This is a genomic window from Vulcanisaeta distributa JCM 11216 (assembly GCF_001315985.1).
Lineage (GTDB): Archaea > Thermoproteota > Thermoprotei > Thermoproteales > Thermocladiaceae > Vulcanisaeta > Vulcanisaeta distributa_E.
This window is the reverse complement of sequence record NZ_BBBI01000005.1, coordinates 76707-103703: the sequence shown is the minus strand read 5'-3', so window position 1 is coordinate 103703 and position 26997 is coordinate 76707. Positions and strand designations below refer to the sequence as shown.

Below are 26997 nucleotides of genomic sequence, written 5' to 3'. Positions count from 1 at the left end.
AAATATTATTGTGGATAATGCCAGTATAGTAAATAGTATTATCGAGAATGCAATAACTAAGGTTAGGCTATTTGAACCTAACTCATTGATTAGAGAGAGGGCTGATATTTTCGTTAAGATACACCTGGTCCCAATGGATCAATTAATTAAGATAGAGAAAGGTGCAATAATTCCTAGTGCATACATAATTGACCTGGCACTGATAGGCCCCTCAGTGGCACGTGTGAAGGAGTACTTAGACATGCATGAGGATGGTTCATTAACCCTTGGTAGGAGGATGGGTAAGGTTAAGAATAAGGAGCAATTGCTTATTAATTACATTGATTTAGTAATGAGGACATTAAGATTCTTCAATAATTACTTCGTGTGTAGGCATGTACTTGACCACGTTGCCTGGGCATACGATGAGGTGATGAACAATAGCGCTGTGATTAAGTTATTTAGGGATGAATTAAGGGATAATAAGGAAGTTGATAAGGCGCTGAATGAATTATCAAAGCACATGGTTGCGGTAATTACCGATTTCTACAATGGACTGAGGAGTTGGGTTCTTAATAATGAATTGAGGAGACCGTCATACACTCAGTACTTCATTGTCAATGAGATACTCAAGAGATTACTGGTAAGTGAGTATTTAGTGGTGATTGAGGCTAACGAGGATTACTATTACCTTGGTCTCCTTAGGGATGCGTCATTGATTAATACGATAGTCAGGTTAAGTTAAGTGAATTTTACTAGGCAATTCTATTCATTATTATTTATTAATTATCAATGTTATTGAATTTTATATTAATTTAATTTCCATAATGTGGAATAAAGTTTATAAGGTCTCATTACGTCAAAAACATAACTTTATTATGTCGTCTGAAAAGTCTCGTAATTATGAGACTATGTCCGTGGAAGAGGTTTTACGAGAGTTAAGCACTAACAAGCACTGCTCAGTGAGACCGAGGTCAGTGAGAGGGTTAAGAAATACGGCTATAATGAGGTACCCGAGAAGAAGGAGCACCCAGCGAAGAAGTTCGCTAAGAAGTTCACGGGCTTCACGGCGTGGATGCTCGAAGCAGCGATGGTGATTTGTATAATACTTGGCTTAACAATAGACCCTGCTAGGTTAATCGATGCTACATAATCGCGGCATTACTCGTCGTTAATGCATTAATAGGTTTCATTCATGAGGAACACGCTGCGAGGGCTGTTGAATTACTTAAGCAGAGGCTTCAGGTGATGGCTAGGGTCCTTAGGAATGGCTCCTGGCAATCATTACCGGCTAGGTTGTTAGTTCCTGGCGACGTAATTAGGGTTAGGGCAGGGGACATAGTGCCTGCGGATGCTAAGATAATAACCAATGAGGAGGTTGAGGTTGATCAATCGGCACTTACTGGGGGGGAGAGTATGCCAGTGGCTAAGAAGAGGGGGGGTGATGTAATGTACTCCGGCTCAATAGTGAGGAGGGGGGGTGAGGCAACCGCGGTCGTCGTTAGGACGGGGGGGCTCAACACGTACTTTGGCAGGACAGTGCAGTTGGTTCAGACGGCTAGGCCTAAGCTCCATATGGAGGAGATAATATCCAGGGTGGTCTCAGCCCTACTGATCATGGTTTCAATACTCGTAATAGTCATGTTCCCACTAACCTACTTCTACCTACATAGTCTAATGTTCCTGGCAGACTATGTACTGCCCCTGGCAATAATGCTAGTAGTATTCGCAGTACCGGTTGCGCTACCCGCCATGTTCACTGTAACCATGGCAGTTGGAGCCCAGGAAATGGCTAGGAGAGGCGCCTTAATAACGAAGCTCAGCGCGGTCGAGGATGCGGCATCCATGACCGTACTCTGCGCGGATAAGACGGGTACATTGACGTATAATAGGCTCACAGTAACCCACGTAGTACCCATGAAGGGTTACTCTGAGGATGATGTACTGCTTTACGGTGCATTGGCGAGTCAGGAGGCTAATCAGGACCCAATAGATCTGCCTTCATAAGGGCTGCCAGGGAGAGGAAGCTTCCAATTAATGACTTTGATATTAAGGAGTTCAAGCCATTTGACCCATCGACTAGGCGCACGGAAGCGCTAGTAATTGATAGAAATAACGGTGGTCGCATGTTCAAGGTAGCCAAGGGGGGGGCCGTGAGGACTTTAGCTGAGGAATTGTGTAAGGTTAAGCTAGGTGAGGATATTGAGAATGTAATGAACTCCTTCGCGGCAAGTGGCTATAGGACACTTGGTGTGGCTAAGTCCGAGGATGGCAATAACTGGGAAATGGTTGGTTTAGTGGCGCTCTATGACATGCCCAGGGAGGATACGCCCAAGTTAATTCAGGAGCTTAGGAACTTGGGTGTTAGGGTTAAGATGCTGACTGGTGATGCCAAGCCCATTGCTAGGGAGATTGCTAAGATGATAGGCTTGGGTGAGAACGTGGTGTCAGGTAAGGAATTAAAGGAATTGCTGGAGAAGGACCCACAGAGGGCGGCTAAGCTTGCTGAGGAGGCTGACGTGTTTGCCGAGATTTACCCAGAGGATAAGTACTTCATTGTTAAGAGCCTTCAGGCAGCTAAGCAGATAACCGGCATGACGGGCGACGGCGTCAACGATTCGCCAGCCTTAAGCAGGCGGAGGTTGGTATAGCCGTCAGTAACGCAACCGATGTCGCCAAGGCTGCGGCCAGCGTTGTGCTGACTGTGGAGGGCCTTGCCGGAATTGTGGAGCTCGTTAGGATTGGTAGGTCCACCTTCCAGAGGATTGTTACGTGGATATTGAATAAGATTGTTAAGACCTTTGAGATAGCCGTATTCGTAACCCTGGCATTCCTAATATCGGCATTGTTCTGGCATAACCCAATATACGCAGTCTCAGCCCTCGACGTAACCCTCTTCCTATTCCTAATAGACTTCGTCACGATATCCCTATCCACAGACAACGCTAAGGGATCACCAACGCCAGAGAAGTGGGATGTGGCTAAGCTCGTGAAGCTTGGCGTTGGGCTTGGGGTATTCACGGTTGCTGAGATGTTTGGTTTATTATTCCTGGCCCTGGACTACTTCCACATAAATAGTATACATGTGCTACATACATACTACTTCACGGCGATGATGTACATGGGCATACTCACGCCATTCATCGTTAGGGAGAGGGGGCCCATTCTGGGTTTCAAGACCAGGTAAATGGCTGACAATAGCATCCGTAGTGGATATGGTCGTGGTCGCATTCATAGCATTGACAGGACTACCTGGGCCATGGGGGGGACATTTATTAACACCAATAACCTGGCAGGAATATGCGGCAATAACGCTCTATTGCCTATTCGTTAACTTCACAATTAATGATAGGGCGAAGTTAATGCTTGGGAGATTTGGCATTTCTAGGTAATGATGTAAATACGTTATATAAAAATAAAAGTAGCTGTTCATATTTATATTCAATTCTCTTAATTATTAATTATTTATGAATAATTATTAATCAATGCATTCAATTATTATTAAATTATTCAATAATTTTCAAGATAATTATTAAATTATTTCCCGTTTAACGTACAGTGTTGTGTAACAATATTTATATATCATGGAGTCAAGTTTTTGACTAATGATGAGCCTCGTATTTAATTTACTCAGGATGCTAGAGTTTATATTGGCCGGCATTGTGGCTGGTTTACTCGGTGCCCTGGCCGGACTTGGCGGCGGTGTTGTCCTGACGCCGGTACTGACATTATTCTTGAGCGTACCGATAATATATGCCACAGGTTCTGCATTAGTATCGACAATATCCACATCGGCCGGTTCAGCTAGTGTTTACGTTAGGAGGAGATTGGCTAATGATAGGATAGGCATTAGCCTAGTAACGGCGACGACCACGGGCGCGATAATAGGCTCGTTAACTGCGAACTACGTATATACTCATCACCTCACCTGGATAATATACGTAATATTTGGTTTGGTGCTCCTGGCGTCAATAGTCCCCCCCACGGTACAGAGAAGTACCTGTGAATTGCCGCCACCGAGGAATCCTGACTGGTCCACGAAGGCGTTTAGGCTCTATGGTGTGTGTTATGACCCAGCACTGAAGATTTGGTACAGGTACTGGGGTGTTCGTTGGTGGCTCGGTTGGTTGATTATGCTCTTCGCAGGCTTTATTAGTGGTTTGTTGGGTATTGGTAGTGGCGCACTCAAGGTCCTCGCCATGGATTGGGGAATGAACCTGCCCATGAAGGTGAGCACAACAACAAGCAACTTCATGATAGGAGTAACAGCGGCAACAAGCGGCTCGCTTTACTGGTTCTTTGGTTACATAAGCCCATTCATAGCCGCATGCACGGCAATTGGCGTACTACTTGGTTCAAGGATTGGCACTAGGATGCTCATGTACGTTACCAATAGGCAGGTGAGGTGGGTCTTCGTCGCAATACTGGCTTACCTGGGCTTTAGGATGGTCCTTAGGGGGGGCCTCGGTAGGGAGGGCGTACTGCCAATAACGTCAATGGAGAGAAACATAGTTGCTGCGATATTCGCATCAATAATAATTATTTCCCTATACTTCGTCTTCACATATAAATACAAAGAGACTCAGGACATCACGTTAAGCATCTACCAAGCACAGCCTGAGAATCCGGGAAGGATTGAGCTTAAGTTCATAAATATAACAAGTAATCTCTTAAAGTACGGGGGGGTCTTCATAAGCATAGCCCTACTGGTCATAGGTCTTATCCTTATCTTTGCGCATGGTAGCGGGTTGGGAATTCCACTTAATAAAATCATTGACCCGAGTAGTCGTGTTGATACATCAATGATAACAATAATGGAAGTTATTAATGGCGACCTAAGGCTTGATGGGCTGAGTCTAATGTTAACGGGATTACTTATATTAATAGCGATACCAGTAATCATGGTTGCGTTGAACCTTATTAGGTTTATAATGGAGAGGGATACGTTATACACGGTACTTGCGGCAATAACCCTGGTCAACCTATTCCTTGCAATATTCGTATTACCTATACTCATACTCCATAAGTAGGGCGGTTAATATGTACGTAATCGCCCAAGCCCTGATTACCCTGGGATTAATAGCGACCTGCGGATTAATAGCGGGCCTGCTCGGGGGTTTGCTTGGGCTTGGTGGTGCCGTTATATTAACACCACTATTAACGATACTGTTGAATCTACCAATTCAGTACTCCGCAGGTATTAGTCTCGTGTCTGCAATATCCACATCAATAATGGCTGGTTCCAGGTTCTTAAGAATGGGATTACCAAACACTAAGGTTTTCATAGCACTGTGCTCGGCAAGCACGACAGGGGCCATAGTAGGGTCATTAATGGCATATCACATAATAAATTCAGGCTATAACTGGGTACTTTACCTAGTATTCAGCGGCATCATGTATATGGCAATGGCCCTCGTAATAAGGCCTAGGCAACACGTGATGACCGCATTACCAATAAGCATAAGAGATTCTTATGTAATTGCTGGGTCCTACCTGGACCAGGCATTGAAGGTCTACGTCAATTACGGGGGGGTAAGAAGGAGTAATTTAATGAAAGCGTGGGGGGGAGTGATGCTCTTTGGAGGGTTGATATCGGGTCTCCTCGGGATTGGTGGTGGGCCAATAAACATGCTTGCCCTTTACTGGGCTGCCGAGTTGCCGATAAAGGTGGCCTCAGCAACCAGTAACTTAATAGTTGGCGTGACGGCGGCGACCAGCGGAACGCTTTATTGGTTCTTCGGCTATATACAGCCGTTCATGGCCATGGCATCGGTAATAGCATAGTAATTGGCGCAAACATGTCAACGCACATACTGCCCAGGGCTAGGGGATCAACAATAAAGGTACTACTACTCTCAATATTCTCATACCTAGCATACAGAATGCTCCTATCCGGGCTCAGGAGGGGGCGGTATCTTCGTATTACCAATTAATCTTGAGTACATAACATCATTCATGGTACTAATAGTAACGCTGGGGATATTATTTGCATTGCGTAAGTACATAAGCGAGTGAAAAGCATTACAACCACCTAATGGGTATATGCTGTGCATCGTAAGGAAGGCTTAAATCCGAAGGCGTGGCATTCATAACAACATGGGATTAACATTATCACCAACCATTACGGAGCTACTGAGGACACTGGCCGGTGATAAGGATATTGAGGAGTTTATCATTGACCTAATAGCTGAGAGGCTCGACCCTCCACGTAGGATTGAACTGTACTTGAAGCTTCATGGAGATTACCTTAGAGTTGCCGAGGAGCTTTATGCTAAGGGCGATTTGGTGCAGGCTAGTGAGAAGTACTGAGGTGCCGTGACGGCCCTGCTTAATATCGTTGGTGAGAAATTAGGAATGCCCCATTATAGTCATAGGGACCTTAGGGAAATAGCATCTTACCTAACAGAGGTGACCCATGATCCTGAATACACCAGGCTATTCTCAAGTGTTGAGACTCTACATGCAAATTTCTACCATGGCTTACTAGGTAAGGCGTCCTTTGATGTCCATAGGGAGGATGCCATTAAATTAATTAATAAACTGAAGACATACCTAAACATAAACACTTAAATTGACTGTCACTACCTTATGGTATGTATGAGTGAGTCATTAAATGATGCCGCCAAGGCGCTGGAGGCAGCCATCGCTGAATTGAATGAGTACGCCAAGTCTAGAGACCCAATGCTACTTAGGGATGCAGCCGAGAAGGGTGGTTAGCAGTTAGTAAGGCTATTGAGGCCTTGCTCAGAGCTAAGGGTATTGAAGCCAGGACGTATAGGGAGAGAAGGGACGCTTTGAGCAGGCTTGGCCTGGATTATCTAAGGGATAGGTACGCAGCTAGGGAGAAGTTTCTACACATTGATTGCTTTTATGATGGTCTGTGCGACGAAGAATTCGTGAGGAAGGAGTTGGATAAGGTCAGGGAAATGATAGATGAGGTGAGAGAACTCATTCTGAGCCCGTAAAATCATGTAGAAAGGGATTAAATAAACATAGCGATTTTATCCCTGTGGCATTAGTGTTATCACCGACGATTGCGGAACTACTTAGGGAGTTGGCTGGTGGTAGGGATATTGAGGAATTCATAATTGACATAGTGACGGAGAGACTTGACCCACCGCGTAAGTTTGAGGTTTACCTAAAGTTGAGCGAGGATTATCTTAAGGCTGCCGATGAGTTGTACAATAAGGGTGATTTAGCTCAGGCCGGCGAGAAGTACTGGGGGGGTGCGGTTACGGCTTTACTCAACGCCATAGCTGAACAAAGGGATTGGGAGCACTACAGCCACAGGGACTACGACGTAATAATTGGAAGGCTGTACAAGGAGACTAAGGATAAATCAATCCTAACGAACTTCAGCATGGCCGAGAGACTACACACAAACTTCCACCACAAATTCATGGATAGGAAGGAATTTGAGGCGCATAGGAAGGCTGTGTTTGAGTTAATAGGGAAATTGAGAGAATTTTTGAAGAATCTAAATAAAACCTAATCCCTGTAGTAATATAGTATCTTGATTCTTTATCATGTTGGGCAGGGTTTCATTACTAATCAACGAGCAGAAACCTTTCATCCATTATTGTACATGTAGTGCGGGCAATTAAAATTAACTCGGTTAACGAGAAGCCCGTTATTATAGCATATAAATGGCGGAATAGAAACAATCAAGAAATAGAACAAGGAACTGGCGGCCCCCCCGGTGGGATTTGAACCCACGACCTACGGCTTAGAAGGCCGCCGCTCTATCCATGCTGAGCTACGGGGCCAAGTATGGTGTAGATTATTGATTTTTTAGTTTTTCTCGTCTAGATCCTCAAGACGCTTATCGTGAAGCCGTACCTCCCCCCCTCCTCACCTGGTTTTATTATGGTTAATCCCATACCATTGTGGTACGCATCCGGCGCACCGCTCATTGGCTCTATGGCAACTGCGTTGGGTACTCCCGTGAATACTTGGACATAGGGCATGTTGCGCCTTACTATCCTTATCATTGAGTATTGGGATTCTAACGTTATATCGCCACTTATTAAGAAGCAATCATCAAACTCCCTCCTTACAGCATCGCCTAAGTTAAATGGTATTAATCTACCAGTTGGTATTTTGTTAATCGACTCGCAAATCCGTACATCTCCTTGGACACTCATCCTCCAATTATCACCAACTATGAAGTATGGGTGGGCACCAACAACTAGCGGTGCGTTTCTGAGTCCCGTATTTCGTACAATAATCTCAACATTAAGACCGTCATCATTAAGTGCGTACTTGATTATTGATGTTAATTCAGTCGGGTAACCAGGGTGATTAAGAACATACCTAAGTGCTACATTATCCTCACCTATGGATATGACGTCCCACTCCTCATTCAGGACGAGCCCATGAATTGCGTGGCCCTCCTCATTCCTGGGCAGGTAATACCTTACACCCTCAAACTCGTACTCCCCCCCACCTCTCACCCTATTTGCGAATGGTATCATTATCGCCATACCACTCCACGTCGGTTTGTCAGGATTACCTGGCAGTATCACGTCCTTACCCAAGACAGACCACTTGAGTAAATACGCACCTCTCCTGCATATTACGGCTTGGGAAACATTATTACCCAGTTCGACGCACTCCACAGTCAACGCCTCATCCGCATACTAATTTATTTTTCGTACCCTGCCTGTGAAAAATACTTTTAAATTGATTATTTGATCAAGCCGTAATGAGTAAGGCGAAGACCGCTGGTAAGGCTAGGGTGGAGACTACTACCCAGGCAATGCCTACCGTACCACTTGACGTGAGGGTTACGCAGTGGATTGCCATACTCTCAGCCATAGCCTCCTTCACATTACTCGCCTACTACCTAAGGCTATACCCCCCCGTGTTACTCTATGGCTGGTATATAAACGAGTTCGACCCATACATAAGGCTCTTCATGACCGAGCAAATGCTTAAGTACGGAACTATCAGGGGGGGGCTCCTCTGGTGGCTTCATAAGGGCTACGGCGCATTATTCACGCATTTTTGGTATCCATGGGGGGGTGTTAATTGGACTATAATACTATCGCCAGGTGTTTCCTGGCTCGGTGTACTTGCGTATAAGGTATTATCGCACTTCGGCTTTGACCTACTACAATCAGTTATTTTACTCCCAGCAATAGCCAATGCGGCAGTCGTCCCAGCGATGTTTTACCTCGGCTATAGACTTGGTGGCAAGTACGTTGGCCTTTTGGCGGCTTTATGGTCCGTATTTACCACGATGTTTCTACAGAGGGGGGGTACAGCCGGTTGGTTCGCGGCTGAGCCAATATTCCAATTCATAGCCACCTTAGGTATAGCCTTCTATATTGAGTCCTTAACTAGAAAGGATAATTATTGGATTCTCTTTGCCATACTCTCGGCAATATTTAATGGGATAACAACTTGGGTGTGGGGGGGTTCCTACGTATTCCTATGGAATTTCTACGGCTTATTCACAATAGTAATACTACTTTACCTGCTCATTAGGATAGCTAGGAGACAAAACTTACCATTCACCATTGATAAGCTAGTCATAACCTACGTACTCACTGACCTTGGGTTCTCGGCCTTTGTAGCTATAACGCCTAGGTACGGCTTCCACACATTAATATCCGGAATGGGTGGTGTGGCAAATGCCGCATTGCTATTTTCAATAATAGCCTACGTCCTAATTAAGCTATACCCAAGGTACCCGAGGATCATGGTTCCAGTGGTCAGGTACTTCCTCATAGCCATAGTCGTGCTCGTGGTTGCCGTAATCGGACTAAGCTTCACATCGATAGGTGGTAAGTTCCTTGGTGCATTATCACCACTCGCCAGGAGCGCCATTGTGCAAAGTGTTGCTGAGCACTCCCCCCCATCACCTCTTCAACAAAGTATGTATAATGTCTCAATAACAGTACCATTCGTAATATACACAATACTACTCTCGATAATGTCACTATCACTCCCAGCAATACTAATTAGCCTTGGGTCCTTGGCAGCTGCGTACTTCGCGTCGTCTGAGGTCTGGCTATTCATGCTGCTCGGGCTATTCTGGGTGCCTGCCACGGCATACGGCTTCGTGAAGCTCACGGAACTTGCGCTAAATAGGCGCATCCTCGTTGGCCTATCCATAGCGGCGCTGCTCGGTGTCGTACTAGCCATTGCCCTGGTAGTCAATATACAGCCTGCCCTATCAATGTCCATAATGCCTCAGCAAATAGTTAGTACAGTATCGCCGCCAATACCAACACCCGACTGGTTAGATGCACTTCGATGGTTATCCTATAACACGCCCACAAACGCAACCGTGCTTTCATGGTGGGATTATGGGTACTGGATCTCAATAATAGGAAATAGGACCAGCTTGGCTGATAATTCAACCGTAAACAGCACGCAGATAGCCTTAATAGGTAGCTTCTTCATGTCTAACCCATATAATTATACGGGCGTTCTGGAGAAACTAAATGAACTTCATGATCCCCAGTACATATTAATCTTTGAGCCATACACAATGATAATCGTAAACGCATCAAGTTACTACAACAACTATTATGGGGGGGCAGAATCATTATACCCGGAATTATGCATTCTCATACCTGAGTATCCGGCGGGTGGCGACTTGCAAAGAGTTATTGGATGGCTAGGATAGCCGGCTATACTAACAATTACATATTTAGTAACTTCATATCGTACGGGCAAGTTAATTTACCAGGTATATTAAACAGTTATATTTATGTACCATATGCTAATGATACGTTGAATTACTACGCAGCTTACAATGTAACACTCTACAACCTAATGTTTAACTCAGAGGTTACTGAATCGTCATACTTCGTATGGGCCACGTGTACGTCTAATGGTATACCGGCCTTTTGGGCATTTGAAAGTGTACCCGTGCTTATGCCGGGAGCAAACTACACCCTGAAATTAGAGTATTTTCCTACACCTGGTTATAATGGGCCATCAACACCTCCATACCTCCTACTGCAACCACCGCCCTGGGCTCAATTGGTCTATGTATCTAGGCCGTATGGTTGGGTTATAATCTATAAGATTAATTATAGTGTTCTTGAGGCATTAGCACGTAATCAAACACTGACACAGTAACTTACTGAGTTTTAGGACCGGTTGGCCCTGAAATTATTGCATTTATAATATCCTGATTAAGTCTAATCTTACCGCTCATTATCTTCATAATCAACCTATATCTACCGTACTTATCATCAGGTGAGTACTTGGGTGGATGCGGTACCTCGAGTTCGCCGCCGCAGTATGGGCACTTATCCTTCCTCATTGTGTACCTACCGCACTTCCTGCATCTCCTCATTATTGAATCCATAACCAACACCCAAAACTACTCACTTATTCTTGTGAAACTTGCCTCACCACCCCCCTCTTCTTAATCTCGGTGGTGACCAGGTTAACCACGTCCTTGAGTAACTGCTCGAGCTTCTTTGGATCCTTACCAACAATGTCTATCCTATACCTAGGGGGGGGACCGATTGTGTATATCTTAACGCTTTCGGCACCCTCCTTTCTGGCTAATTCCATGGCCTTGAGCAGTACGTCCCTAACATGCTTAACACCGTCAGGCTTAATACTAATTACCCTAATTATTCCAGAAATCTCCATGGGCTCAACCTCAACCTCTCCTTGGCAATCTCCATAATGGCATTAATAACATCATCACTAAGGCCTAATTTCCTAAGGTCATCAGGGCCGTACTTAACCACGTTCTCGAAGATCGATAAGAAGTCCCCCCCGTAGTAATCCTCCAGTTTCCATCCAAACTCCTGAAGGGCCTTGTCAAGTGGTATGTTTAATTTCTTGGCAACAAGTTCAAGTAGCTTAATACCCCTGAGTGTTCTCTTCCACCTGGTCAGTTTTTCTTTTTTCTCCTCCTCCCTAACCTTCCTGAATGAAACATCAACGAGTTTTCTCCTGGCATCAACCTGATAACTCTAAACACGGTCTTTTGCCCAGGCCTTAAGTAATCTTTAATGTCGTGAAACCAGGACTGAACAACCTCATTGATTGGTGCATATGCCTCTAAACCTCCATACTCATCCAGAAGCACGTATGCCCCATGCTCCAATATCCTATATACTGTCCCAATAACCAGTTCACCAATGTCAGGTAGTTCCTTCCTTGCAACCCTGACCGTTAATACATTCTTCTTAATGTCATCTACCTTCTCTTCCCTCTTGCTCATCGTCTATGAAAGGAATGAGACTCAATTTATATCTTTTCACTATTTTCATTCGTAGGTTGCCACTACCGTTGCCCCCCCAACAATCCTACCCTTACCGCCAGTGGGCTCTATGAGAACGTTGCCGCAGACCAAGCACCTAACAACCATGGCCGGCCTATCAAAGACCACCTGCTCATTACCGCAATTATTACACCTAACCCTCAGGAACCTTGACCTTGGCCTTGGAACAAGGACCGAACGCCAGTTAGTGGGCATGGCCACCTCACCTTGTCTCAGCCAACTCAAGTTTCTTCAATCTACCTATCGGTCTCATCAACACATAGCCGCATTGCCTACATTGAAGCTTAACGACAATCTTCTTCGTAGTCTTGGCAAACCTCTTCTGCTTGGGCTTCCTGCTGGAGCCATAACCCTTAAGCTTTCTCAAGTATCTCCTCTGGCCCTCAGACAAATCCCTCCTCTTTCCATGGCTGTAAATAGTCACTGTGTGCTCCGTGTACGTATTACACCTTGGGCAATAAACCCTCACAACCTTGGGAAACTTCACGAAGTACCACAGGATAAGACCCCCCCTTTTATATTTTTACCTCCGTTGAATTAACGCACAATATCAACAACCCCCCCCTACGCAGTAGTTCCTCGGCATCACTCCTAGGCATTACCGCAACATCAAATTGAGAAAATGGGCCGATGGTCACCAAACGAACACTATAAAGTACTGGGAACCCCTTCTTGAACGATACGATTGCCGATCCCTGAACCTCACTCCTAGGTGCTTCAGTAATCTTGAGTTCCAGTAATGGCATAAGAAACCTCCTCTCCTCTGGGAGTAATGCATCCTGCGGTACTTCCTTACCAGCTTGGTAGTACCTCATTATCTTCTCAATCCTCTTCCTAACGAGGATGGCCACCGTCTCCCTAACCATGCTCATCGCGGATTCGATCAATTCCTTATCAAGCACATTACCACCCATTGACAACCTACTATTTAACTCCTGTACTAATTGAGCGTAAGACTCAAACGGCGGTCTCTGGATCTCCTCAGTACTCACCTCAAGCTTTGTGAAATCCATTAACCTCCTAAGCACATCACTAATCAACTGGCTCACCCCCCCAACCACTCATTACCAGGTATATACCGACATAGGTAGGCACTTTAATAACACTCCCCCCCTCATCACCACTGATGTCCTCACCCAAGACCCTCCTCACAGGCAATTTCTTTGTGAGTCTCAGCGATAATGAACCTCTCCTAAACTGTATTGCCTTATCTACAATGAAATCAGCCCCCCCCTCTCCAAATCGCTTGGGCTAACCCTGATGACCCTGAGCCCAGTCTTGCCATGCAGTGAGTTAGGCAGCCTAATTAGTCGATGGACATCCATGGTCACAACCTCATCGATGTGTGTGGACAAGCGTTCACTAACTACGTGATTTAAGGAACCGAGCTTTCGAATTAAGTACTTGCCTATTTTCTTCCTGTTACTAAGCTATTAAGTAATTCAGGATCTAATTCATGAATTAACGATGCCAACCTACCGCCAATACCCCTTAACCTAGCATCTATGAGGACGGTATTGCCCCCTAATTAAACGCTCAATATCAAAGCCACGCAGGAGCAGGTAATCGATTATCTCCCTCCTCTCCTCATCCGTTAAATCCCGAACATCGGGCAATTCAATATGTACGTGATAACCCCTATGACCGCTGAAGAAGATCTTAATCGATGAATCGGAAAGCCCAAAATCCTCGATTAGTGAATCAACGAGTTTGTTAACCTCCTCAGTGGCGTCACTGAGGCACTCAAGGGTCATAAGCTCAACGCCCTGACAATTCTGCGTAGGTAGGTGGTCGCCGTCTATATCGAAGATTAAGTCGGCACCAACCAACTTAGCATCCATGTCCTGGTTGGCCGGGTCATTGTAAAGGGCTGATGAGTAGTATACGTGGGATGGAACATTACTCACCAGGTAATGCCTCAATTCATCACTATTCTTAAAGGCCATGTGCCTAACCATCCCCCCCTCCTTATCGAAGAATTGAAAACCAAACTCCCTTCTTTCCAAATCATTAATTTCAGATAGATCAACACCCCCCCTATAGTAATTCCTAAATAACACCTTAACTAAATCAATGAAGCCCGGCATATGAAACACCTACATCATTAATTTCCACATTAAAATCATTTTTACAGCGTAAAAACGTATTATTTAATTATTTATGGCATTAAATTACTCAATCATTGGCGCTATGTAATACGTTAACTTACCACCCATTGGTATCTCAAACGTAAGTGCAATGGGCTTCTGCGTGGCAAACTCAATAGTGACTATATCACTAATCCTATATGCCTTTGACACCGTGTCCACCAGGTAATCAAGGCTGTACTTAGCCGTTGCAGGTTCCTTGAGATCATACTCAAACATCACCTCACCCTCCTTCTCAAACTTAACCTCAACATCACCCTTATCACTGCTTGCAGACACGTATAAACCATCATCCTTAGCATCAAATTTAACCGCATCGGCGATTACGTCGCATCCTTAAGCGCCTCATTTAGTGCATCACTGGATACCTTGGCGAGTACTGTATACACAACCTTTGGCGTTGGTAATTCCTCAGCGCCAATATCAATTAATGGCAATGTCATCGTCCTTGAGGCCTTACCAACAAGCCTAACCCTAAGCTTACCCTCGCTAACCTCCATGCCCAGTTTATCACCCTTCTTAATCCTCCTCAGCAACTTCTTGAAGTCGTCGAAGTTCACGCCAATCCTAACCTCCTCACTAAGGCTCTCAGGGAACTCCTCAAAGGCCTCCCTGGGTATTAATAAATCAATCATCGCAGTCCTAGATGGGTCCAAGGCCCTTAACTTAAGACCATCACTAGCCAAGTTAAAACTCGCCTCCTCTATTAACGCAGATACTGCATCTATTATTTGCGAAAACTCCCTCGCATCTGGATATGTTATCTTTACCTCAGACATCAAATTACCTAACCGCCACTTAAATATAAACTCTACATCCTCAGTAGAAACAGTATTACCCAGTAATTACGGTTTTACTCGTACTCACGCCAAACGTACCCACACCTAACGCATTTGTAGAACCTGGTTGGTGGCTCATCGGCTGCCCTGGTCTGTTGAACCCAGAAGTACGCCTCCTCGTAACCGCACTTTGGGCAGGTCTTCCTAACCTTGGGTAGCGCCTCCTCACCGGACTTGGTAAGCACTATTGGCCTATCATCTCCTGGCCGGTGCGGTCCTCTCAACAAGCTTCGCACCATTAACATTAGCCTCCTCCTCATAACCACACTTCGGGCACCTCCAAACGGCTTTCCCATCCTTCTTTGTTAGAACCATTATACTTTTACATCTCGGGCAGAATTTGATGGCCATTGCACAAATCCACAAAACAACCTATTTATTAATCCTTCTAACCATTAACCAACAAACCTATACGTTTAGAAACAAGCGGTAGTCAACCACTTATAAAACTCAGGGCTTATTAAACCATGTGGAATCTCCAGATGAGTTACATTATTGCATTGCCACCGCGCCAATGCCGGCCCGTGCCTGGGACACTGTGCGCCCACGGCTATGAATTTAGATGCAACGGTGATGCCGGCATCGATACCATCGGTCACCACTACGGAGAATACCATAAACCCAATGATGCATGCACCGCATTGAATCTTTACTTAAATAATTAGCACCGTTAAGATTAAGTGATCACGCCAAGTAAATGCTTATTAACCCTAACTACCCCCCCGTATTCCTGATCGGCCTTGGTAAGCGTTAAGGATGTGCCAGCGGACCTATTGATTAGGGAACTAGCTAAGTACTTAAGAGAGAATGTACCCCCCCAGGTAAAGCCGCCAGACTGGGCATTATTTGTTAAGACCGGGCCGAATAAGGATAGGCCTCCAATGCAGGAGGATTGGTGGTACATAAGGGCCGCCGCCGTTTTAAGAAAAATTTACCTAAATGGCCCCCCCGTAGGACTTGGCAGCTTGAGAATGGCATTTAGCTATAGGGCTAAGGTTGGTAGTGCTGTCAGGAGCGAGAGGACGAGGAAGGCCGGTGGCGCAATAATTAGGAACATCCTCCATCAACTCGAGGCTGCCGGTCTTGTAACGAAGACTAAGGAGGGTAGGGTTATAACGCCCCAGGGAAGGTCACTACTTGATAAAATAGCCCTAAACATACTTAAGGAGATGGCTAAGCAAAGCCTGAATTGGCTAAGTACTTAACGCCTAATACGACTACTGAGTAAAATTAATTGATAGCCTCATAAAGGTTTAAGGTTAATAAATAGGTTCACTGTTTCTGGTGTGTCATGTCTATTGATGATAATTATGAGGAGACGGGGGGGGTGATCAGGAAATGAGTGAGGATGAACTTGAAGCCATCAGACAGAGGAAAATCCAGGAACTCCAGAAGCAAATTGAGGAGGAGAAAAAGAGGCAGGAATTAGCTGCACAAAGGAGGGCGGTTCTCCGGGCAATACTGACGCCTGAGGCACGCGAAAGACTTGATAATCTAAGGGTAGTTAAGCCAGAACTCGTTGACGCCCTTGAGCAGCAGTTAATTGCCCTGGCCCAGTCTGGCAGGATTAAGGTTCCCATAACCGATGAAGACCTCAAGAAGATACTGGAAACAATTTATAAACAGACCCATAGGGAGTTCAGGATAAGGTATAGGTGATGGGTATGGCCAGGAATAAGCCATTGGGTAAGAAGTTAAGGCTTGCGGCGGCAGGTAAGTCAAACAGAGCGCCGCCAATTTGGGTAACCGCAAAGACCGATAGAAAAGTCTTAACAAACCCAGCCAGGAGGCTATGGAGAAGAACAAAACTTAAGGTATAGTATTAAAAGTGCTTGTCAATGCTTCGTGAAATTTTCAGAAACAGATTTATAGTTACCGCGTACATTATTGGTGCAGTTACGGTTATACTTGCCATATACTTAATCATAAATCCATTTAGCGTTAATTATTATTACAAAGGACCACCTATTAATGGCTCATTCACAATAAATCCATCAGAAACAGTATTTCTCATTTTGGAAACTAATGATAGTAACCTGGACATAAACATAACAGTGGCTAAATGGATACCTGAGACAAATATAACAGTAACACTTTATAACGTAACTGATCTAGGTCCCTATCAATCAAAGGAACTGAGCTTCACGACAATAACCATGCTCAATCTAACATCGGTAGGTAATGGGGAAATTATGGTAATTGGTATTTATAGGCCTGAAATAATTAATGTATTAACAATAATACTCGCAATATTATTTATAATAGTAATTGCATTATTAATAATTGGATTTATAGAATCAATAATTAATATACATGGAAAAGCTTAAAAACTTAATTCAGGAAAACATGGTATGCCCAAACAAGGGGGGGAATAAAAAACAAGGTGTTCATACTAACAGCAGCAGTGCTAATAACAGCCCTACTAATGGTGAGTCTCATAGTTAATGCTCAGCAAACAATGCCGTCAACCGTAAACCTATACGAAGTCACACCAACCGAGGCTGTTCAATACTTCACATCAGGTAGGATAGATATTTACCTAAACCCATTTGCATTACCGCCCAATATATTGTCGCAGTTAAGCACAACGCCGGGTATACAGATGGTCAGCCCAGCGGTAACCTCAGCTTACGACCTACTCTTCAATCCATACCCAAGCAACACCACGTTTAACCCATTCGCCTACTGGCAGTTCAGGTTCCTAATGAACTACCTATCGATAGACATGCAATAATAACCCAGGTCTTCTCAGGCTATGCAACGCCCATGTATGACTGGCCCGGGCCCTTCGCAATAGATAGCCAGCTTTTGATCCAACCAATGATTGTCCAGGCAAATATTCATTATAACCCGACGTATGTTAATCAGTCAATCTTTGCCCTATTCCAGGCGATAAACACGACGGCAAACTTTGACGGCATGTACAACCCATGGGTTGGCAGAATACTATACATCAACCACCAGTGGTACTACATACCACCCAATAGCACTACACCGCAGCCTGTCACGATAATATTCTTCATTAGGAAGGACGACCCATTCAGATACGCCATTGGGCAGTTCTTCATGTCGGAACTTCAAAACCTTGGTTTTACAGTTAAGCCAATATACGGCGACTTATCAGAGGCTTTAACGATGGTTTATGGCTCGAACCCAGCACAGATGGAGTGGCAAATATACACTGAGGCCTGGACCATAACCCCCCCAGAGCCCTGGGACACCTACGCCGGTGCTTCATTCTGTGCATCATGGACTGGAGACATGCCTGGCTGGGGGGGCGTAACTGGCTACTGGCAGTACGCCAACTCAACAATTGATACATTAACCATGTGGGCTGCCACGGGTAACTTCACATCACTCCAGCAATTCGAGGGTTACTCGAAGACTGCCCTCTATGACTGCTTCCAGCAGGCCGTTAGGGTATGGCTCGTCGCAGCCACATTCCCATACCCAATACAGAACCTAACCAACTGGATGCCCAGCATCTTCGGTCTCGAATGGCCACTAGGCATTAAGTTCGCATACTCAACGGTTCACCAATGTGCTCAATGTCGGTATGTTCCACGTAAGCGAGTTCCCATGGAACAACATTGCCTGGTTCTTACCACCAGATGCCTACTCAATGGATGTTATTCAGGAGTTCACAAGCGACCCATTTGCTTACTACAACCCATTCACTGGTGAACCAATGCCACTTAGGGGGGGTGCTTGGAATGCGATAATTAGCCCGAATGGCTCAGCAATATTCCCAGTACCGCCCAATGCCGTTATTTGGAATGCAACTGCTGAGAAGTGGCAGGACGTTGGGCCTGGACAGTACGCCAAGTCCATCGTCTACCTATACTTCAACGGCACCTGGCTAGGCCAGTACTGGCAGGATGGCCAGCCAATAAGCATGGCCGACATAATCTTCTACTACTACACGTGGTTTGACCTAGCAGCAACAACGACAACCGGCGCGCCAGACTTAGGTCATAACCAAGCAACTGCAAGTGACGTTGGTGGCATAATAGCACCAACAGTAAGCTCAATCGTTGGTATGCAGTTCTTCCCGAATGGCACGGTAGTGATTTACGGTAACTACTGGTTCCCAGACCCCCCCAACTTCGTGGCAGCCTACTACGCGCCTGGCTTCCCCCCCACATTTGCAAATCCATGGGTCGACCTCGCCCTTGAGTTCTATGCTTATCAACAGGGTAAGTACGCGTTCACGAGTGGTGAAGCTCAGTCACTAGGTATACCACAGGCTGACTTCAGGACTTTGCAGTTCAATCAGTACCTGGCAAGTGTGCTTCAGAACTGGATTAGTACTGGGTACATATGGGATAATGGCTCGTGGGCTATAATCAACGGTTATAACTTCTTAGGTCCAAACGCAACCGCAACTGCCATACAGGACTATGAGGATGCCCTTAACTTCTACAACACCTATGGCAACTTCTGGATTAGTAATGGTCCGTACATACTCAAGAGCATAACCACGGCAACGCCACAATCAGCAACGCTCGTTAGTTGGAGTGGCTATCCATATAACTATACGTATTGGTACAACCAGGTCTTTGTTAAGTTGGGTGTCACGTCGGTGCCAACCAATCTAATACCGAGTATAACCGCGGTATCACCATCATCGATATACACTAACACCACAAATGTACTGAACGTAACAGTAAGCGCTGTCGGTAACCCAGAGGCGTACGTATACTTGATCAACCCGGCCACTGGACAGATTATTTATGAGACCTTTGCATCATCGACAACACCCGGCGTATTAACAGTGACTATACCAAGCAATGTAACTGCGACATTGACTCCGGGTACCTACGAACTATTACTCTACGCATTCACCAATGTAGTTCAGATACCTACTCAGTACGTAACATCATTAACAGTGTCGCCGCCTCCACCAACAACTGTGACTCCGACTGTAACCACGCATGCTGTTACGATGAGTACAACGCTATTAATTGCTATAATAGTTGTAATAATTGTAATAATAATTGCAGTCGGTGTTTGGTTAGTTATTAGAAGAAGAAGATAAATAAGTTTGTAAATATAATATTCCTTTAAAATAATTTCTTATACTTACTTTATTTATTTTAGATTTACCTACATAATGTTAGTAAGACTTAAATAACGCCAAAAGTTTTTCTAGGCTCGATGGGTCTTGCGAGGACGCTGGCCATTAGAGCAGCGACATTAGTTATTTTGTTATTTATAGTACTTTTTGTAATATCTTTTGCCCTGGCGGGTCCTGCGTCACAAATACTTAAGGATGAGATATTAATGGAGACGAAGTCAATAATTAGGACTTTAATGATGCACGGTCACTATAACTCAACGCAGATACAGCAATTGCAAACTCAGATAATGACTGAATTAGAGAATGCCTATGGTCTTAATGAACCGCCTGCGATTAGGACCCTCTACATAATGTATAACATGGTTGTCTTTAACTGGGGGGGTTATTCATACTTCCCAAGTGAGTACGGCAATGTTGGTGGTGGAAAGGTTGTTGATATAATATTATCAGCATTACCAGGTACTATACTTCTCGACACATTAGGGATATTGCTAAGTGCCTTTATAGGGATTGAAATAGGGCTCAGGTCAGCCCTTAAGTACGGTTCTAAGTCAGATAAAGCCGTTATGTATTATGCGGCATTAGCTAATGGTATACCTCAGTGGTGGCTTGGCATTGTCATGCTAATAGTATTCTCATTCTATCTAGCACAGATCCACTCACCAATCTACTTCCCAACAGGTGGTATAGTAAGCCCTAAGTACTATGAGCTATGGCTAACAGACCCAGCCAAGGTATTCACAATACCACAGGCGGTCCTTGACCTGCTATGGCACCTTACACTACCCTTAATAACAGTACTAATAATTAACATTGGTAGTTGGGCATACTTCGCAAGGACTGTCGTACTTAACATTTCCCAGGAGGATTTCGTGACCTTCGCAAAAATTAAGGGGGGGTTACCCGAGAGCCATGTTGTGAATAGGTACATACTAAGGCCAGCCGCTCCATCTATATTAACGAGTATCTTCATAACAATACCATTCATAATATTCGGTGGTTTCCTGGTCACGGAGATGGTGTTTCAATGGTGGGGGGGTCTTGGTTATGTGTATAATATAGCTATTGTTGAATCGCCAACGCCTGATTTACCCGTGGTTGTTGCATTAACGTATGCATCAACATTGCTTTATATTGTGATAATATTTATAATGGAAATAGTATATATAATACTCGACCCAAGGCTCAGGGAGTGAGGTGATGGATGTGGCCAAGAAGCAGCGTGAGTTTAGGATCCTTGGAATGACGCCCAGTGAAATTGTTAAGGAGTTCTTCTCATCAAGCGTAGGTAAGGTGGCTGCTGCATTATTCATAATCCTAGTTGTTGTATCAATATATGCACTCATAGTCTTACCACCAAACTTCGCAAGTGTTTGGAATAATCCGAAATATTGGGAACTGAATCCGCAATATGCACCACCTGCTTGGATTGATTCAATAATAGGTCCTGTGTATTCGCAGCAGATCTATGTAAATAATTACGCATTCAATGTGCAACGGCAAAACGGTATTACTTATATTACAGTGACATTTAGCGTTAATTATGAGTATGATAAACCATGGAATGAAATATTCATCGTAGTTAACAACCCAGCCATATATAGTATGTCCCAACCTCCGGTGTTGTCAATAACAGTTTATAGACCCGATGGAAGTAAAATCATGCTCGGTCCATTACCCATTAATAGTAGGGTAACCGCTCTTGGGATTACCTCAGAGGTCGTAAGTCAGGTTAACTTATTCTATAATGATGAGTATCACATGAGTAGTATAGTGCCTACTGGGTCATCTGCAACCCCATACTTATTTTACACGGTTGATGACGGTAAATTAGTACCATTGAAGGGACCGTATCAATTCGTCCTGGTATTTTATGTTTTTTCGCAGATTCTACTGTTATTAATAGGAATGACCTAAAGATTGTATTTCAGGGGGGGCAGGTATATGGTTTGATGGGCACCGATAATGAGGGCCATGACCTATGCTCGGGCTTTTGGCGGGCTTCCCAATAGACCTCGCCATTGGCCTCCTCTCTGCATTGATAATAGTGGTTATAGCGGTAATAATTGGTATTGTGGCTGGATTCTACGGTGGGTTTGTTGATGAGGCATTAATGAGGCTTACGGACTTCGTGATATTATTGCCAGCCTTCCCATTGCTAATCGTTTTCTCGGTCCTATTTGGCTGGAGTATTTGGGATGCTGTGGTGTTCTTAGCAATCGTGTCCTGGGGGGGCGCATCGGCTAGGATTATTAGGGCAATGATCATGCAGATAAGGAGTGCTCAATACATAGAATCAGCAGTGATTGCAGGAGCGAGCAGGATGTGGATATTGAGGAACCACATATTACCCCAGATAATTCCGTACATACTATACTTACTCGTTACTAACGTGCCCGGTGCAATACTGACTCTGGCGTCCATAAACTTCCTTGGCCTGGCAGGCTCTGAGTACCCAACGTGGGGCATGCTCCTGTACTACGCCGATATATTCGGTGCATTAACATCTGGTTACTGGTGGTGGGTTATACCACCAGGGCTGCTCGTTGCCTTCGTGGCAGTAGTATTTATATTAACTGCAATGGCCTCGGAACCCGTGGTCAATCCAAGGCTTAGGTATGGGTGATGAGCATGGCATTGCTTGAGGTTAAAAATGCAAGGCTTTATTACGCAACTACTAAGGGCATTGTTAAAGCCATTGATGATGTATCCTTCGAGTTAAACGAGGGGGAGACCTTAGCCGTCGTGGGTGAGTCTGGCAGTGGTAAGTCAACACTAGCTAAGTTGCTTGTTAGGGTTTGGGAGAGGAATGTGTCGCTTGTTGATGGTGAGGTTTACCTTGATGGTAAGGAGGTCCTCCACATATCTGAGGAGGAGTTTAGGAGGGAGATTAGGTGGAAGAAGATCGCCATGGTGCCTCAAGCATCAATGAACGCCCTAAACCCTGTGATAAGGATTGGCGATCAGATGATTGAACCATTGCTATTGCAGGGAACCAATAAGGATGAGGCTTTGAAGATGGCCATGGATGCCTTAGAATCCGTTGGCTACCCAGGGACATTGTATATAGGTACCCACACCAACTCAGTGGCGGCATGAAGCAGAGGGTTATAATAGCCATGGCCATAATGGCCCATCCCAAGGTGGTTATTCTCGATGAACCAACATCAGCCCTTGACGTGATAACGCAGGCAAACATAATGAACCTACTCAAGAAGCTTAAGTGGGAGTACAAACTGTCGTACATGTTCATAACTCATGATCTAGCACTGGCAAGCGAGCTCGCGGACTCTGTCGCCATAATGTATGCGGGGAAAATGGTGGAAATAGGTGGCGCTGAGGATATTTACGGAAACCCAAGCCACCCATATACCCAGGGCTTAATATCTAGCGTACCCACGTTAAGGATCGACAAAACACTATCATTCATACCCGGTGAGGTACCAAGCCTGGTTAATCCACCACCTGGTTGTAGGTTCCACCCAAGATGCCCATTCTATAGGGATAGGGATTACCTAAAGGGTCTTTGCGATGCCAAGGAGCCGCCAATAGTGGAAATCAAGGGTAAGGCTAGTAGGAAGCATCTCGTGGCCTGTTGGTTATATAAATAATTTATATGCAAATAAATTATAAATGCAAATATAGGTTAGATTTTTAAACAATTCCTGAAAGGGCATAATCACTATATGCCTGAGGTATTTGAAGATGCGCCGTGGGTTAGGAAGGATAGTCTTGTCGTTGCCCATAGATTGAGGACGTACTATACAATAAAGCCTGGCCTATTCGCAAAGCCAAGGTATGTTAAGGCCGTGGATGATATTAGCCTAAGCATTGATAGGGGGGGCATCACACTGGCTATCGTTGGTGAGTCGGGTAGTGGAAAGACTACGCTGGGCAGGACACTCATTAGGCTCCTCGAACCCATATCTGGCGAGATTTACTTTGATGGTAAGGATATAACGCACATGAAGGAGGAGGAGTTGAAGAAGATAGGATTCAGAAGGAGGGTTAGCATGGTGTTTCAAGACCCATACTCAAGCCTCAATCCATTCCACAGTATTCACTTCATACTCGAGGAGCCACTCATGGTCCAGGGAGTATCCAGGGAGGAGAGGGAAGAAAGAATATACAAGGCTCTCGAGGAGGTTAAGTTAACGCCACCCGAGGACTTCATCAATAAGTACCCACACATGCTCAGTGGTGGACAGAGACAGAGGATTGCGATTGCTAGGGCCATAATAACGAATCCGGACTTCATAGTTGCTGATGAGCCCGTATCAATGCTCGATGCCTCAATAAGGGTTGAGATACTGACAATACTTAAGGATATCCAGCAGAGGCACAAGATGGCGTTCATGTACATAACCCACGACATATCAACCGCGAAGTACTTCAGTGACTACATACTGATAATGTATGCAGGTCAATTCGCTGAGTATGGCCCATTCAGGGATGTGGTTAAGAACCCGCTTCATCCTATGCTCAATCACTTATTGAGGCAATACCGGACCCAGACCCAAGCAATAGGCTGAGGGAGAGGAAGGTAGCTCCCGGCGAACCACCTAACCTAGCTAATCCACCACCTGGTTGTAGGTTCCACCCAAGATGCCCATTTGCAATGGATATTTGCAAGAAGCAGGAGCCACCAGTTGTTGAGGCGAGGCCTGGCGTATTCGTTAAGTGCTGGCTCTACGTCAAAAGGTAATGACTAGAGGCACAAAGCATTTTAATATCAATATACTTAATGCCGTAATGTCCATATCAGGAGAATTGCTTAAGGTAATAATGAGGAATTACCCGACCGGCGTCACGATAGTGACCACTGTGTATAATAATGAGTATTACGGATTAACAGTTAACTCCTTCACGTCATTATCGCTTGATCCACCATTAGTGCTTATAGCAATTGATAAGAGGTTAGCTAGTCATGAGGCCATTGACAAGTCAAATGTATATGCCGTTAACATACTACCTGATGATATGAGGGACTTAGCCGTCAGATTCGCCACAGCGCCGAGGGAGGAGAGGTTTAAGGGATTGAGAATTAGGACTGCAAGGACTGGTTCACCAATAATTGAGGGTGCAATTGCATATCTTGATTGTAAAGTGGTTGCTAAGTATCCAGGTGGTGACCACACGATATTTATTGGGGAGGTTGTTGATGCCCAGGTAATGAGTAATAAATCGCCATTGATATACTATAATAGGGGGGGTTATTACAGCATTAGGCAGGCAACACCGTTGTAGTGAATGTTATTAAAGCAATTTAAGTCTGGGAATTACACATATCGCTGGTGATGATGGGTATCAAAACTGAGCCGTGAGGACCTCACGACGAGCTGATCAAACATGCTCAAGAAACTCATTGAATAAATAGGGCATTGAGGATGCTATTGCCAGGGCCTTCCTCATCGTACCCGTCACCTTAACCGTAATGACGGCCACATCGCTTTCCCTACCTGCCATGATAATTGCCGATCTCAAATACTTAAGTAAGTTATTAGGTACCTGAATAATTAACCTACCCTTACCACCATACTTCGCAACAATCTTTAGTTCAACGCCGATGGCGTCCCTACCCGCAAAGGATCTAAACCAGCTATTTAACTCGGGGGGGATTATCCTCTCAATGTACTCTCTCGGATAAACATCAATCACCACATACCTCATAAACAAACACCTCTTCTATACAAAGCATCGGCAATCACTTCATACGGGTTTTCACTAACTAGCGGCCTAGCATTGATATTGGTTAATACCTCCACTAATTCCACAACGTCCCTGGGGGGTTTCTAACATCAGATACCTTGCCTATGCCCTGCGATACTATTATCCTAAGGCCATCGATTGTTGAATACTCATTAATAAAATCCCTCAGAAACGCAAGCCCACTCTCGCCAATACTCACTATTGGATTTATAACAATCTCCAATGCCTTACCCTCCCTAGCCATAACCCTGGCCTGGTCCTTAGATGGCAAGACCTTCCTATTAACCTCATTAATCGTTATTACGTCAATCCTGTCGTCATTTATTAACTTATTAAGTACGAACCTACTCCACGGGATCACCGACACCAGGTCGAAGTCCTTAAACATCCTTATCTTCCAGGCACTCCTCTGCGTAATTACGAGCTTCCTAAAGGTGGGTATTTCCTCAACGTCATTACCACCAACCACCAGCGCCGCTATGCCATAACCAAGTGCCTTGAGAAGCCTAATCAGCTTCCTATCCGTAGAGCTAAGGTGCAGTTCCACGAACATTATAGGTTCTCACTTACAAACCTCATTAATAAACTGTACAACATCAACGCCTGTAATCCTAAGCCTAACCCTAATAACATCATCCGCATCACTAAGTATAATACGACCTCCCACAAACTCCTGCTTATCAAACCTAAGGAAGATATTCCCGGAACTATCAATTCTATTCCCAATAGTCCTTAATAGATGATCCCTATCCACCAATGATGAACATATGGACCTAGTAACACTCATAGCCAAGTCCTTATCCCTAATGGATGATTTAACCCTATATATTGGATTGCCATAATGTCCATAAAGCACCTCAACCACTATCGGCGCCTTATCCGTTAATAACCTAACTAGGTAATTAATGATTCTGTCCAAATCCTCGGTAGCGTGTATATTAACCTCAAGGTCTAGTTGGGTAATCACCATAGAAGTGAGGACCA

Annotated in this window: 34 protein-coding genes, 1 tRNA gene and 6 pseudogenes; 26 read left to right on the top strand and 15 right to left on the bottom strand. The window is 44.8% G+C overall.

The window, feature by feature from the left end:
- The first annotated feature begins 10 nt into the window (after nt 1–10).
- The 11 genes and pseudogenes from JCM11216_RS05765 to JCM11216_RS05735 all read left to right on the top strand — a co-directional run bounded on the left by JCM11216_RS05765 (nt 11) and on the right by JCM11216_RS05735 (nt 7471).
- Nucleotides 11–724, top strand: coding sequence for a hypothetical protein (locus tag JCM11216_RS05765; protein WP_054853581.1), 714 nt, complete (start codon nt 11–13; stop codon nt 722–724).
- A gap of 210 nt (nt 725–934) precedes the next feature.
- Nucleotides 935–1132: a cation-transporting P-type ATPase gene (locus JCM11216_RS16890; protein WP_243675430.1), complete on the top strand. Its 198-nt coding sequence runs from the start codon at nt 935–937 to the stop codon at nt 1130–1132.
- A 38-nt stretch (nt 1133–1170) separates the two neighbouring features.
- Complete coding sequence (locus JCM11216_RS16885) at nt 1171–1986, top strand: HAD-IC family P-type ATPase (RefSeq protein ID WP_243675429.1); 816 nt, start codon at nt 1171–1173, stop codon at nt 1984–1986.
- 119 nt (nt 1987–2105) lie between these two features.
- Nucleotides 2106–2630 (top strand): HAD family hydrolase, encoded by a 525-nt coding sequence (locus JCM11216_RS16880; RefSeq protein WP_243675356.1) that lies wholly within the window; start codon nt 2106–2108, stop codon nt 2628–2630.
- Between the two features lie 44 nt (nt 2631–2674).
- A complete protein-coding gene (locus JCM11216_RS16875) occupies nt 2675–3166 on the top strand; it encodes a hypothetical protein (RefSeq protein ID WP_243675354.1) in 492 nt (163 codons plus the stop codon).
- Nucleotides 3167–3194: 28 nt separating this feature from the next.
- Entirely contained in the window at nt 3195–3371 is a 177-nt protein-coding gene (locus JCM11216_RS16870) for a hypothetical protein (protein WP_243675352.1), read from the top strand.
- 213 nt (nt 3372–3584) lie between these two features.
- A complete protein-coding gene (locus JCM11216_RS05755) occupies nt 3585–5009 on the top strand; it encodes a TSUP family transporter (protein WP_054853580.1) in 1425 nt (474 codons plus the stop codon).
- Complete coding sequence (locus JCM11216_RS05750; RefSeq protein WP_243675350.1) at nt 4969–5763, top strand: TSUP family transporter; 795 nt, start codon at nt 4969–4971, stop codon at nt 5761–5763. Before JCM11216_RS05755 ends, JCM11216_RS05750 begins: the two co-directional genes overlap by 41 nt.
- A gap of 312 nt (nt 5764–6075) precedes the next feature.
- Nucleotides 6076–6549: pseudogene (locus tag JCM11216_RS05745) on the top strand (PaREP1 family protein).
- A 170-nt stretch (nt 6550–6719) separates the two neighbouring features.
- Nucleotides 6720–6944: a hypothetical protein gene (locus tag JCM11216_RS16865; RefSeq protein ID WP_243675349.1), complete on the top strand. Its 225-nt coding sequence runs from the start codon at nt 6720–6722 to the stop codon at nt 6942–6944.
- Nucleotides 6945–6988: 44 nt separating this feature from the next.
- On the top strand, nt 6989–7471 hold the full coding sequence (locus JCM11216_RS05735; protein WP_054853579.1) for a PaREP1 family protein: 483 nt from the start codon (nt 6989–6991) through the stop codon (nt 7469–7471).
- A 193-nt stretch (nt 7472–7664) separates the two neighbouring features.
- On the opposite strand, the gene JCM11216_RS05730 is transcribed toward JCM11216_RS05735, so the two are convergent.
- A tRNA-Arg gene (locus JCM11216_RS05730) sits at nt 7665–7745 on the bottom strand.
- A 39-nt stretch (nt 7746–7784) separates the two neighbouring features.
- Entirely contained in the window at nt 7785–8597 is an 813-nt protein-coding gene (locus tag JCM11216_RS05725) for an aldose 1-epimerase (protein ID WP_054853578.1), read from the bottom strand.
- 86 nt (nt 8598–8683) lie between these two features.
- Here JCM11216_RS05725 and JCM11216_RS05720 point away from each other — a divergent pair, with 86 nt between their 5' ends.
- Nucleotides 8684–10615, top strand: a complete 1932-nt coding sequence (locus JCM11216_RS05720; protein ID WP_243675347.1) for a peptide transporter — start codon at nt 8684–8686, stop codon at nt 10613–10615.
- A complete protein-coding gene (locus JCM11216_RS16860) occupies nt 10603–11073 on the top strand; it encodes a hypothetical protein (protein WP_243675346.1) in 471 nt (156 codons plus the stop codon). The genes JCM11216_RS05720 and JCM11216_RS16860 overlap by 13 nt, the downstream gene beginning before the upstream one ends.
- A 1-nt stretch (nt 11074) precedes the next feature.
- On the opposite strand, the gene JCM11216_RS05715 is transcribed toward JCM11216_RS16860, so the two are convergent.
- The 10 genes and pseudogenes from JCM11216_RS05715 to JCM11216_RS16840 all read right to left on the bottom strand — a co-directional run bounded on the left by JCM11216_RS05715 (nt 11075) and on the right by JCM11216_RS16840 (nt 15575).
- Nucleotides 11075–11305 carry an RNA-protein complex protein Nop10 gene (locus tag JCM11216_RS05715; RefSeq protein ID WP_054853577.1) on the bottom strand — a complete coding sequence of 77 codons (231 nt, stop codon included), beginning with the start codon at nt 11303–11305 and terminating at the stop codon, nt 11075–11077.
- Between the two features lie 23 nt (nt 11306–11328).
- Nucleotides 11329–11711: pseudogene (locus JCM11216_RS16855) on the bottom strand (hypothetical protein).
- 134 nt (nt 11712–11845) lie between these two features.
- On the bottom strand, nt 11846–12178 hold the full coding sequence (locus JCM11216_RS16850; protein WP_243675344.1) for a hypothetical protein: 333 nt from the start codon (nt 12176–12178) through the stop codon (nt 11846–11848).
- A gap of 45 nt (nt 12179–12223) precedes the next feature.
- A complete protein-coding gene (locus tag JCM11216_RS05705; RefSeq protein WP_243675343.1) occupies nt 12224–12433 on the bottom strand; it encodes a 30S ribosomal protein S27e in 210 nt (69 codons plus the stop codon).
- Between the two features lie 7 nt (nt 12434–12440).
- Nucleotides 12441–12725, bottom strand: coding sequence for a 50S ribosomal protein L44e (locus tag JCM11216_RS05700; protein ID WP_054853575.1), 285 nt, complete (start codon nt 12723–12725; stop codon nt 12441–12443).
- Between the two features lie 28 nt (nt 12726–12753).
- On the bottom strand, nt 12754–13287 hold the full coding sequence (locus JCM11216_RS05695) for a hypothetical protein (protein ID WP_054853631.1): 534 nt from the start codon (nt 13285–13287) through the stop codon (nt 12754–12756).
- Between the two features lie 162 nt (nt 13288–13449).
- A complete protein-coding gene (locus tag JCM11216_RS16845) occupies nt 13450–13593 on the bottom strand; it encodes a hypothetical protein (protein WP_243675341.1) in 144 nt (47 codons plus the stop codon).
- Nucleotides 13594–13734: 141 nt separating this feature from the next.
- A complete protein-coding gene (locus JCM11216_RS05690) occupies nt 13735–14325 on the bottom strand; it encodes a DNA primase small subunit (RefSeq protein WP_054853574.1) in 591 nt (196 codons plus the stop codon).
- An 84-nt stretch (nt 14326–14409) separates the two neighbouring features.
- Nucleotides 14410–15164, bottom strand: a pseudogene (gene pcn, locus JCM11216_RS05685) (proliferating cell nuclear antigen (pcna)).
- 74 nt (nt 15165–15238) lie between these two features.
- Nucleotides 15239–15575: pseudogene (locus JCM11216_RS16840) on the bottom strand (transcription factor S).
- A 131-nt stretch (nt 15576–15706) separates the two neighbouring features.
- Here JCM11216_RS16840 and JCM11216_RS16835 point away from each other — a divergent pair.
- From JCM11216_RS16835 to JCM11216_RS05630, 13 genes and pseudogenes are all read left to right on the top strand, one after another.
- Nucleotides 15707–15889, top strand: a complete 183-nt coding sequence (locus JCM11216_RS16835; RefSeq protein ID WP_243675339.1) for a hypothetical protein — start codon at nt 15707–15709, stop codon at nt 15887–15889.
- Between the two features lie 75 nt (nt 15890–15964).
- On the top strand, nt 15965–16429 hold the full coding sequence (locus JCM11216_RS05675; protein WP_243675337.1) for a 30S ribosomal protein S19e: 465 nt from the start codon (nt 15965–15967) through the stop codon (nt 16427–16429).
- Nucleotides 16430–16562: 133 nt separating this feature from the next.
- Complete coding sequence (locus tag JCM11216_RS05670; RefSeq protein WP_054853573.1) at nt 16563–16883, top strand: DNA-binding protein; 321 nt, start codon at nt 16563–16565, stop codon at nt 16881–16883.
- Nucleotides 16883–17044 (top strand): 50S ribosomal protein L39e, encoded by a 162-nt coding sequence (locus tag JCM11216_RS05665; RefSeq protein ID WP_243675428.1) that lies wholly within the window; start codon nt 16883–16885, stop codon nt 17042–17044. The genes JCM11216_RS05670 and JCM11216_RS05665 overlap by 1 nt, the downstream gene beginning before the upstream one ends.
- An 18-nt stretch (nt 17045–17062) precedes the next feature.
- Nucleotides 17063–17551, top strand: coding sequence for a hypothetical protein (locus JCM11216_RS05660; protein WP_054853572.1), 489 nt, complete (start codon nt 17063–17065; stop codon nt 17549–17551).
- Between the two features lie 56 nt (nt 17552–17607).
- A complete protein-coding gene (locus JCM11216_RS16830) occupies nt 17608–17958 on the top strand; it encodes a hypothetical protein (protein WP_243675335.1) in 351 nt (116 codons plus the stop codon).
- 807 nt (nt 17959–18765) lie between these two features.
- The gene (locus JCM11216_RS16825) at nt 18766–20262 is read left to right on the top strand and encodes a hypothetical protein (RefSeq protein ID WP_243675333.1); all 1497 of its coding nucleotides are present in this window, start codon (nt 18766–18768) and stop codon (nt 20260–20262) included.
- Nucleotides 20263–20381: 119 nt separating this feature from the next.
- Complete coding sequence (locus JCM11216_RS05650) at nt 20382–21500, top strand: ABC transporter permease (RefSeq protein ID WP_054853571.1); 1119 nt, start codon at nt 20382–20384, stop codon at nt 21498–21500.
- Between the two features lie 4 nt (nt 21501–21504).
- Nucleotides 21505–22221, top strand: a complete 717-nt coding sequence (locus JCM11216_RS16820; protein ID WP_243675331.1) for a hypothetical protein — start codon at nt 21505–21507, stop codon at nt 22219–22221.
- A 64-nt stretch (nt 22222–22285) separates the two neighbouring features.
- Nucleotides 22286–22930: an ABC transporter permease gene (locus tag JCM11216_RS16815; RefSeq protein WP_243675329.1), complete on the top strand. Its 645-nt coding sequence runs from the start codon at nt 22286–22288 to the stop codon at nt 22928–22930.
- 5 nt (nt 22931–22935) lie between these two features.
- Nucleotides 22936–23915 (top strand): annotated as a pseudogene (locus tag JCM11216_RS05640) (ABC transporter ATP-binding protein).
- 75 nt (nt 23916–23990) lie between these two features.
- Nucleotides 23991–25009 (top strand): annotated as a pseudogene (locus JCM11216_RS05635) (ABC transporter ATP-binding protein).
- Nucleotides 25010–25056: 47 nt separating this feature from the next.
- A complete protein-coding gene (locus JCM11216_RS05630; protein ID WP_054853629.1) occupies nt 25057–25551 on the top strand; it encodes a flavin reductase family protein in 495 nt (164 codons plus the stop codon).
- A gap of 96 nt (nt 25552–25647) precedes the next feature.
- On the opposite strand, the gene JCM11216_RS05625 is transcribed toward JCM11216_RS05630, so the two are convergent.
- The 3 genes from JCM11216_RS05625 to JCM11216_RS05615 all read right to left on the bottom strand — a co-directional run bounded on the left by JCM11216_RS05625 (nt 25648) and on the right by JCM11216_RS05615 (nt 26983).
- Nucleotides 25648–25974, bottom strand: coding sequence for a hypothetical protein (locus JCM11216_RS05625; protein WP_054853570.1), 327 nt, complete (start codon nt 25972–25974; stop codon nt 25648–25650).
- A 94-nt stretch (nt 25975–26068) separates the two neighbouring features.
- On the bottom strand, nt 26069–26566 hold the full coding sequence (locus JCM11216_RS05620) for an RNase P subunit p30 family protein (RefSeq protein WP_243675328.1): 498 nt from the start codon (nt 26564–26566) through the stop codon (nt 26069–26071).
- 9 nt (nt 26567–26575) lie between these two features.
- On the bottom strand, nt 26576–26983 hold the full coding sequence (locus tag JCM11216_RS05615) for an RNA-binding domain-containing protein (RefSeq protein ID WP_054853569.1): 408 nt from the start codon (nt 26981–26983) through the stop codon (nt 26576–26578).
- Between the last annotated feature and the right edge of the window lie 14 nt (nt 26984–26997).

Coding starts and splice junctions, on each gene's coding strand:
- JCM11216_RS16880 (WP_243675356.1), top strand. CDS start 2,106: ATGTTCAAGGTAGCCAAGGGGGGGGCCGTGAGGACTTTAGCTGAGGAA.
- JCM11216_RS16870 (WP_243675352.1), top strand. CDS start 3,195: ATGGTCGTGGTCGCATTCATAGCATTGACAGGACTACCTGGGCCATGG.
- JCM11216_RS05755 (WP_054853580.1), top strand. CDS start 3,585: ATGATGAGCCTCGTATTTAATTTACTCAGGATGCTAGAGTTTATATTG.
- JCM11216_RS05720 (WP_243675347.1), top strand. CDS start 8,684: ATGAGTAAGGCGAAGACCGCTGGTAAGGCTAGGGTGGAGACTACTACC.
- JCM11216_RS16860 (WP_243675346.1), top strand. CDS start 10,603: ATGGCTAGGATAGCCGGCTATACTAACAATTACATATTTAGTAACTTC.
- JCM11216_RS05715 (WP_054853577.1), bottom strand. CDS start 11,305: ATGGATTCAATAATGAGGAGATGCAGGAAGTGCGGTAGGTACACAATG.
- JCM11216_RS16850 (WP_243675344.1), bottom strand. CDS start 12,178: ATGAGCAAGAGGGAAGAGAAGGTAGATGACATTAAGAAGAATGTATTA.
- JCM11216_RS05705 (WP_243675343.1), bottom strand. CDS start 12,433: ATGCCCACTAACTGGCGTTCGGTCCTTGTTCCAAGGCCAAGGTCAAGG.
- JCM11216_RS05690 (WP_054853574.1), bottom strand. CDS start 14,325: ATGCCGGGCTTCATTGATTTAGTTAAGGTGTTATTTAGGAATTACTAT.
- JCM11216_RS16835 (WP_243675339.1), top strand. CDS start 15,707: ATGAGTTACATTATTGCATTGCCACCGCGCCAATGCCGGCCCGTGCCT.
- JCM11216_RS05670 (WP_054853573.1), top strand. CDS start 16,563: ATGAGTGAGGATGAACTTGAAGCCATCAGACAGAGGAAAATCCAGGAA.
- JCM11216_RS05665 (WP_243675428.1), top strand. CDS start 16,883: ATGGGTATGGCCAGGAATAAGCCATTGGGTAAGAAGTTAAGGCTTGCG.
- JCM11216_RS05660 (WP_054853572.1), top strand. CDS start 17,063: ATGCTTCGTGAAATTTTCAGAAACAGATTTATAGTTACCGCGTACATT.
- JCM11216_RS05650 (WP_054853571.1), top strand. CDS start 20,382: ATGGGTCTTGCGAGGACGCTGGCCATTAGAGCAGCGACATTAGTTATT.
- JCM11216_RS16820 (WP_243675331.1), top strand. CDS start 21,505: ATGGATGTGGCCAAGAAGCAGCGTGAGTTTAGGATCCTTGGAATGACG.
- JCM11216_RS16815 (WP_243675329.1), top strand. CDS start 22,286: ATGCTCGGGCTTTTGGCGGGCTTCCCAATAGACCTCGCCATTGGCCTC.
- JCM11216_RS05630 (WP_054853629.1), top strand. CDS start 25,057: ATGTCCATATCAGGAGAATTGCTTAAGGTAATAATGAGGAATTACCCG.
- JCM11216_RS05625 (WP_054853570.1), bottom strand. CDS start 25,974: ATGAGGTATGTGGTGATTGATGTTTATCCGAGAGAGTACATTGAGAGG.
- JCM11216_RS05620 (WP_243675328.1), bottom strand. CDS start 26,566: ATGTTCGTGGAACTGCACCTTAGCTCTACGGATAGGAAGCTGATTAGG.
- JCM11216_RS05615 (WP_054853569.1), bottom strand. CDS start 26,983: ATGGTGATTACCCAACTAGACCTTGAGGTTAATATACACGCTACCGAG.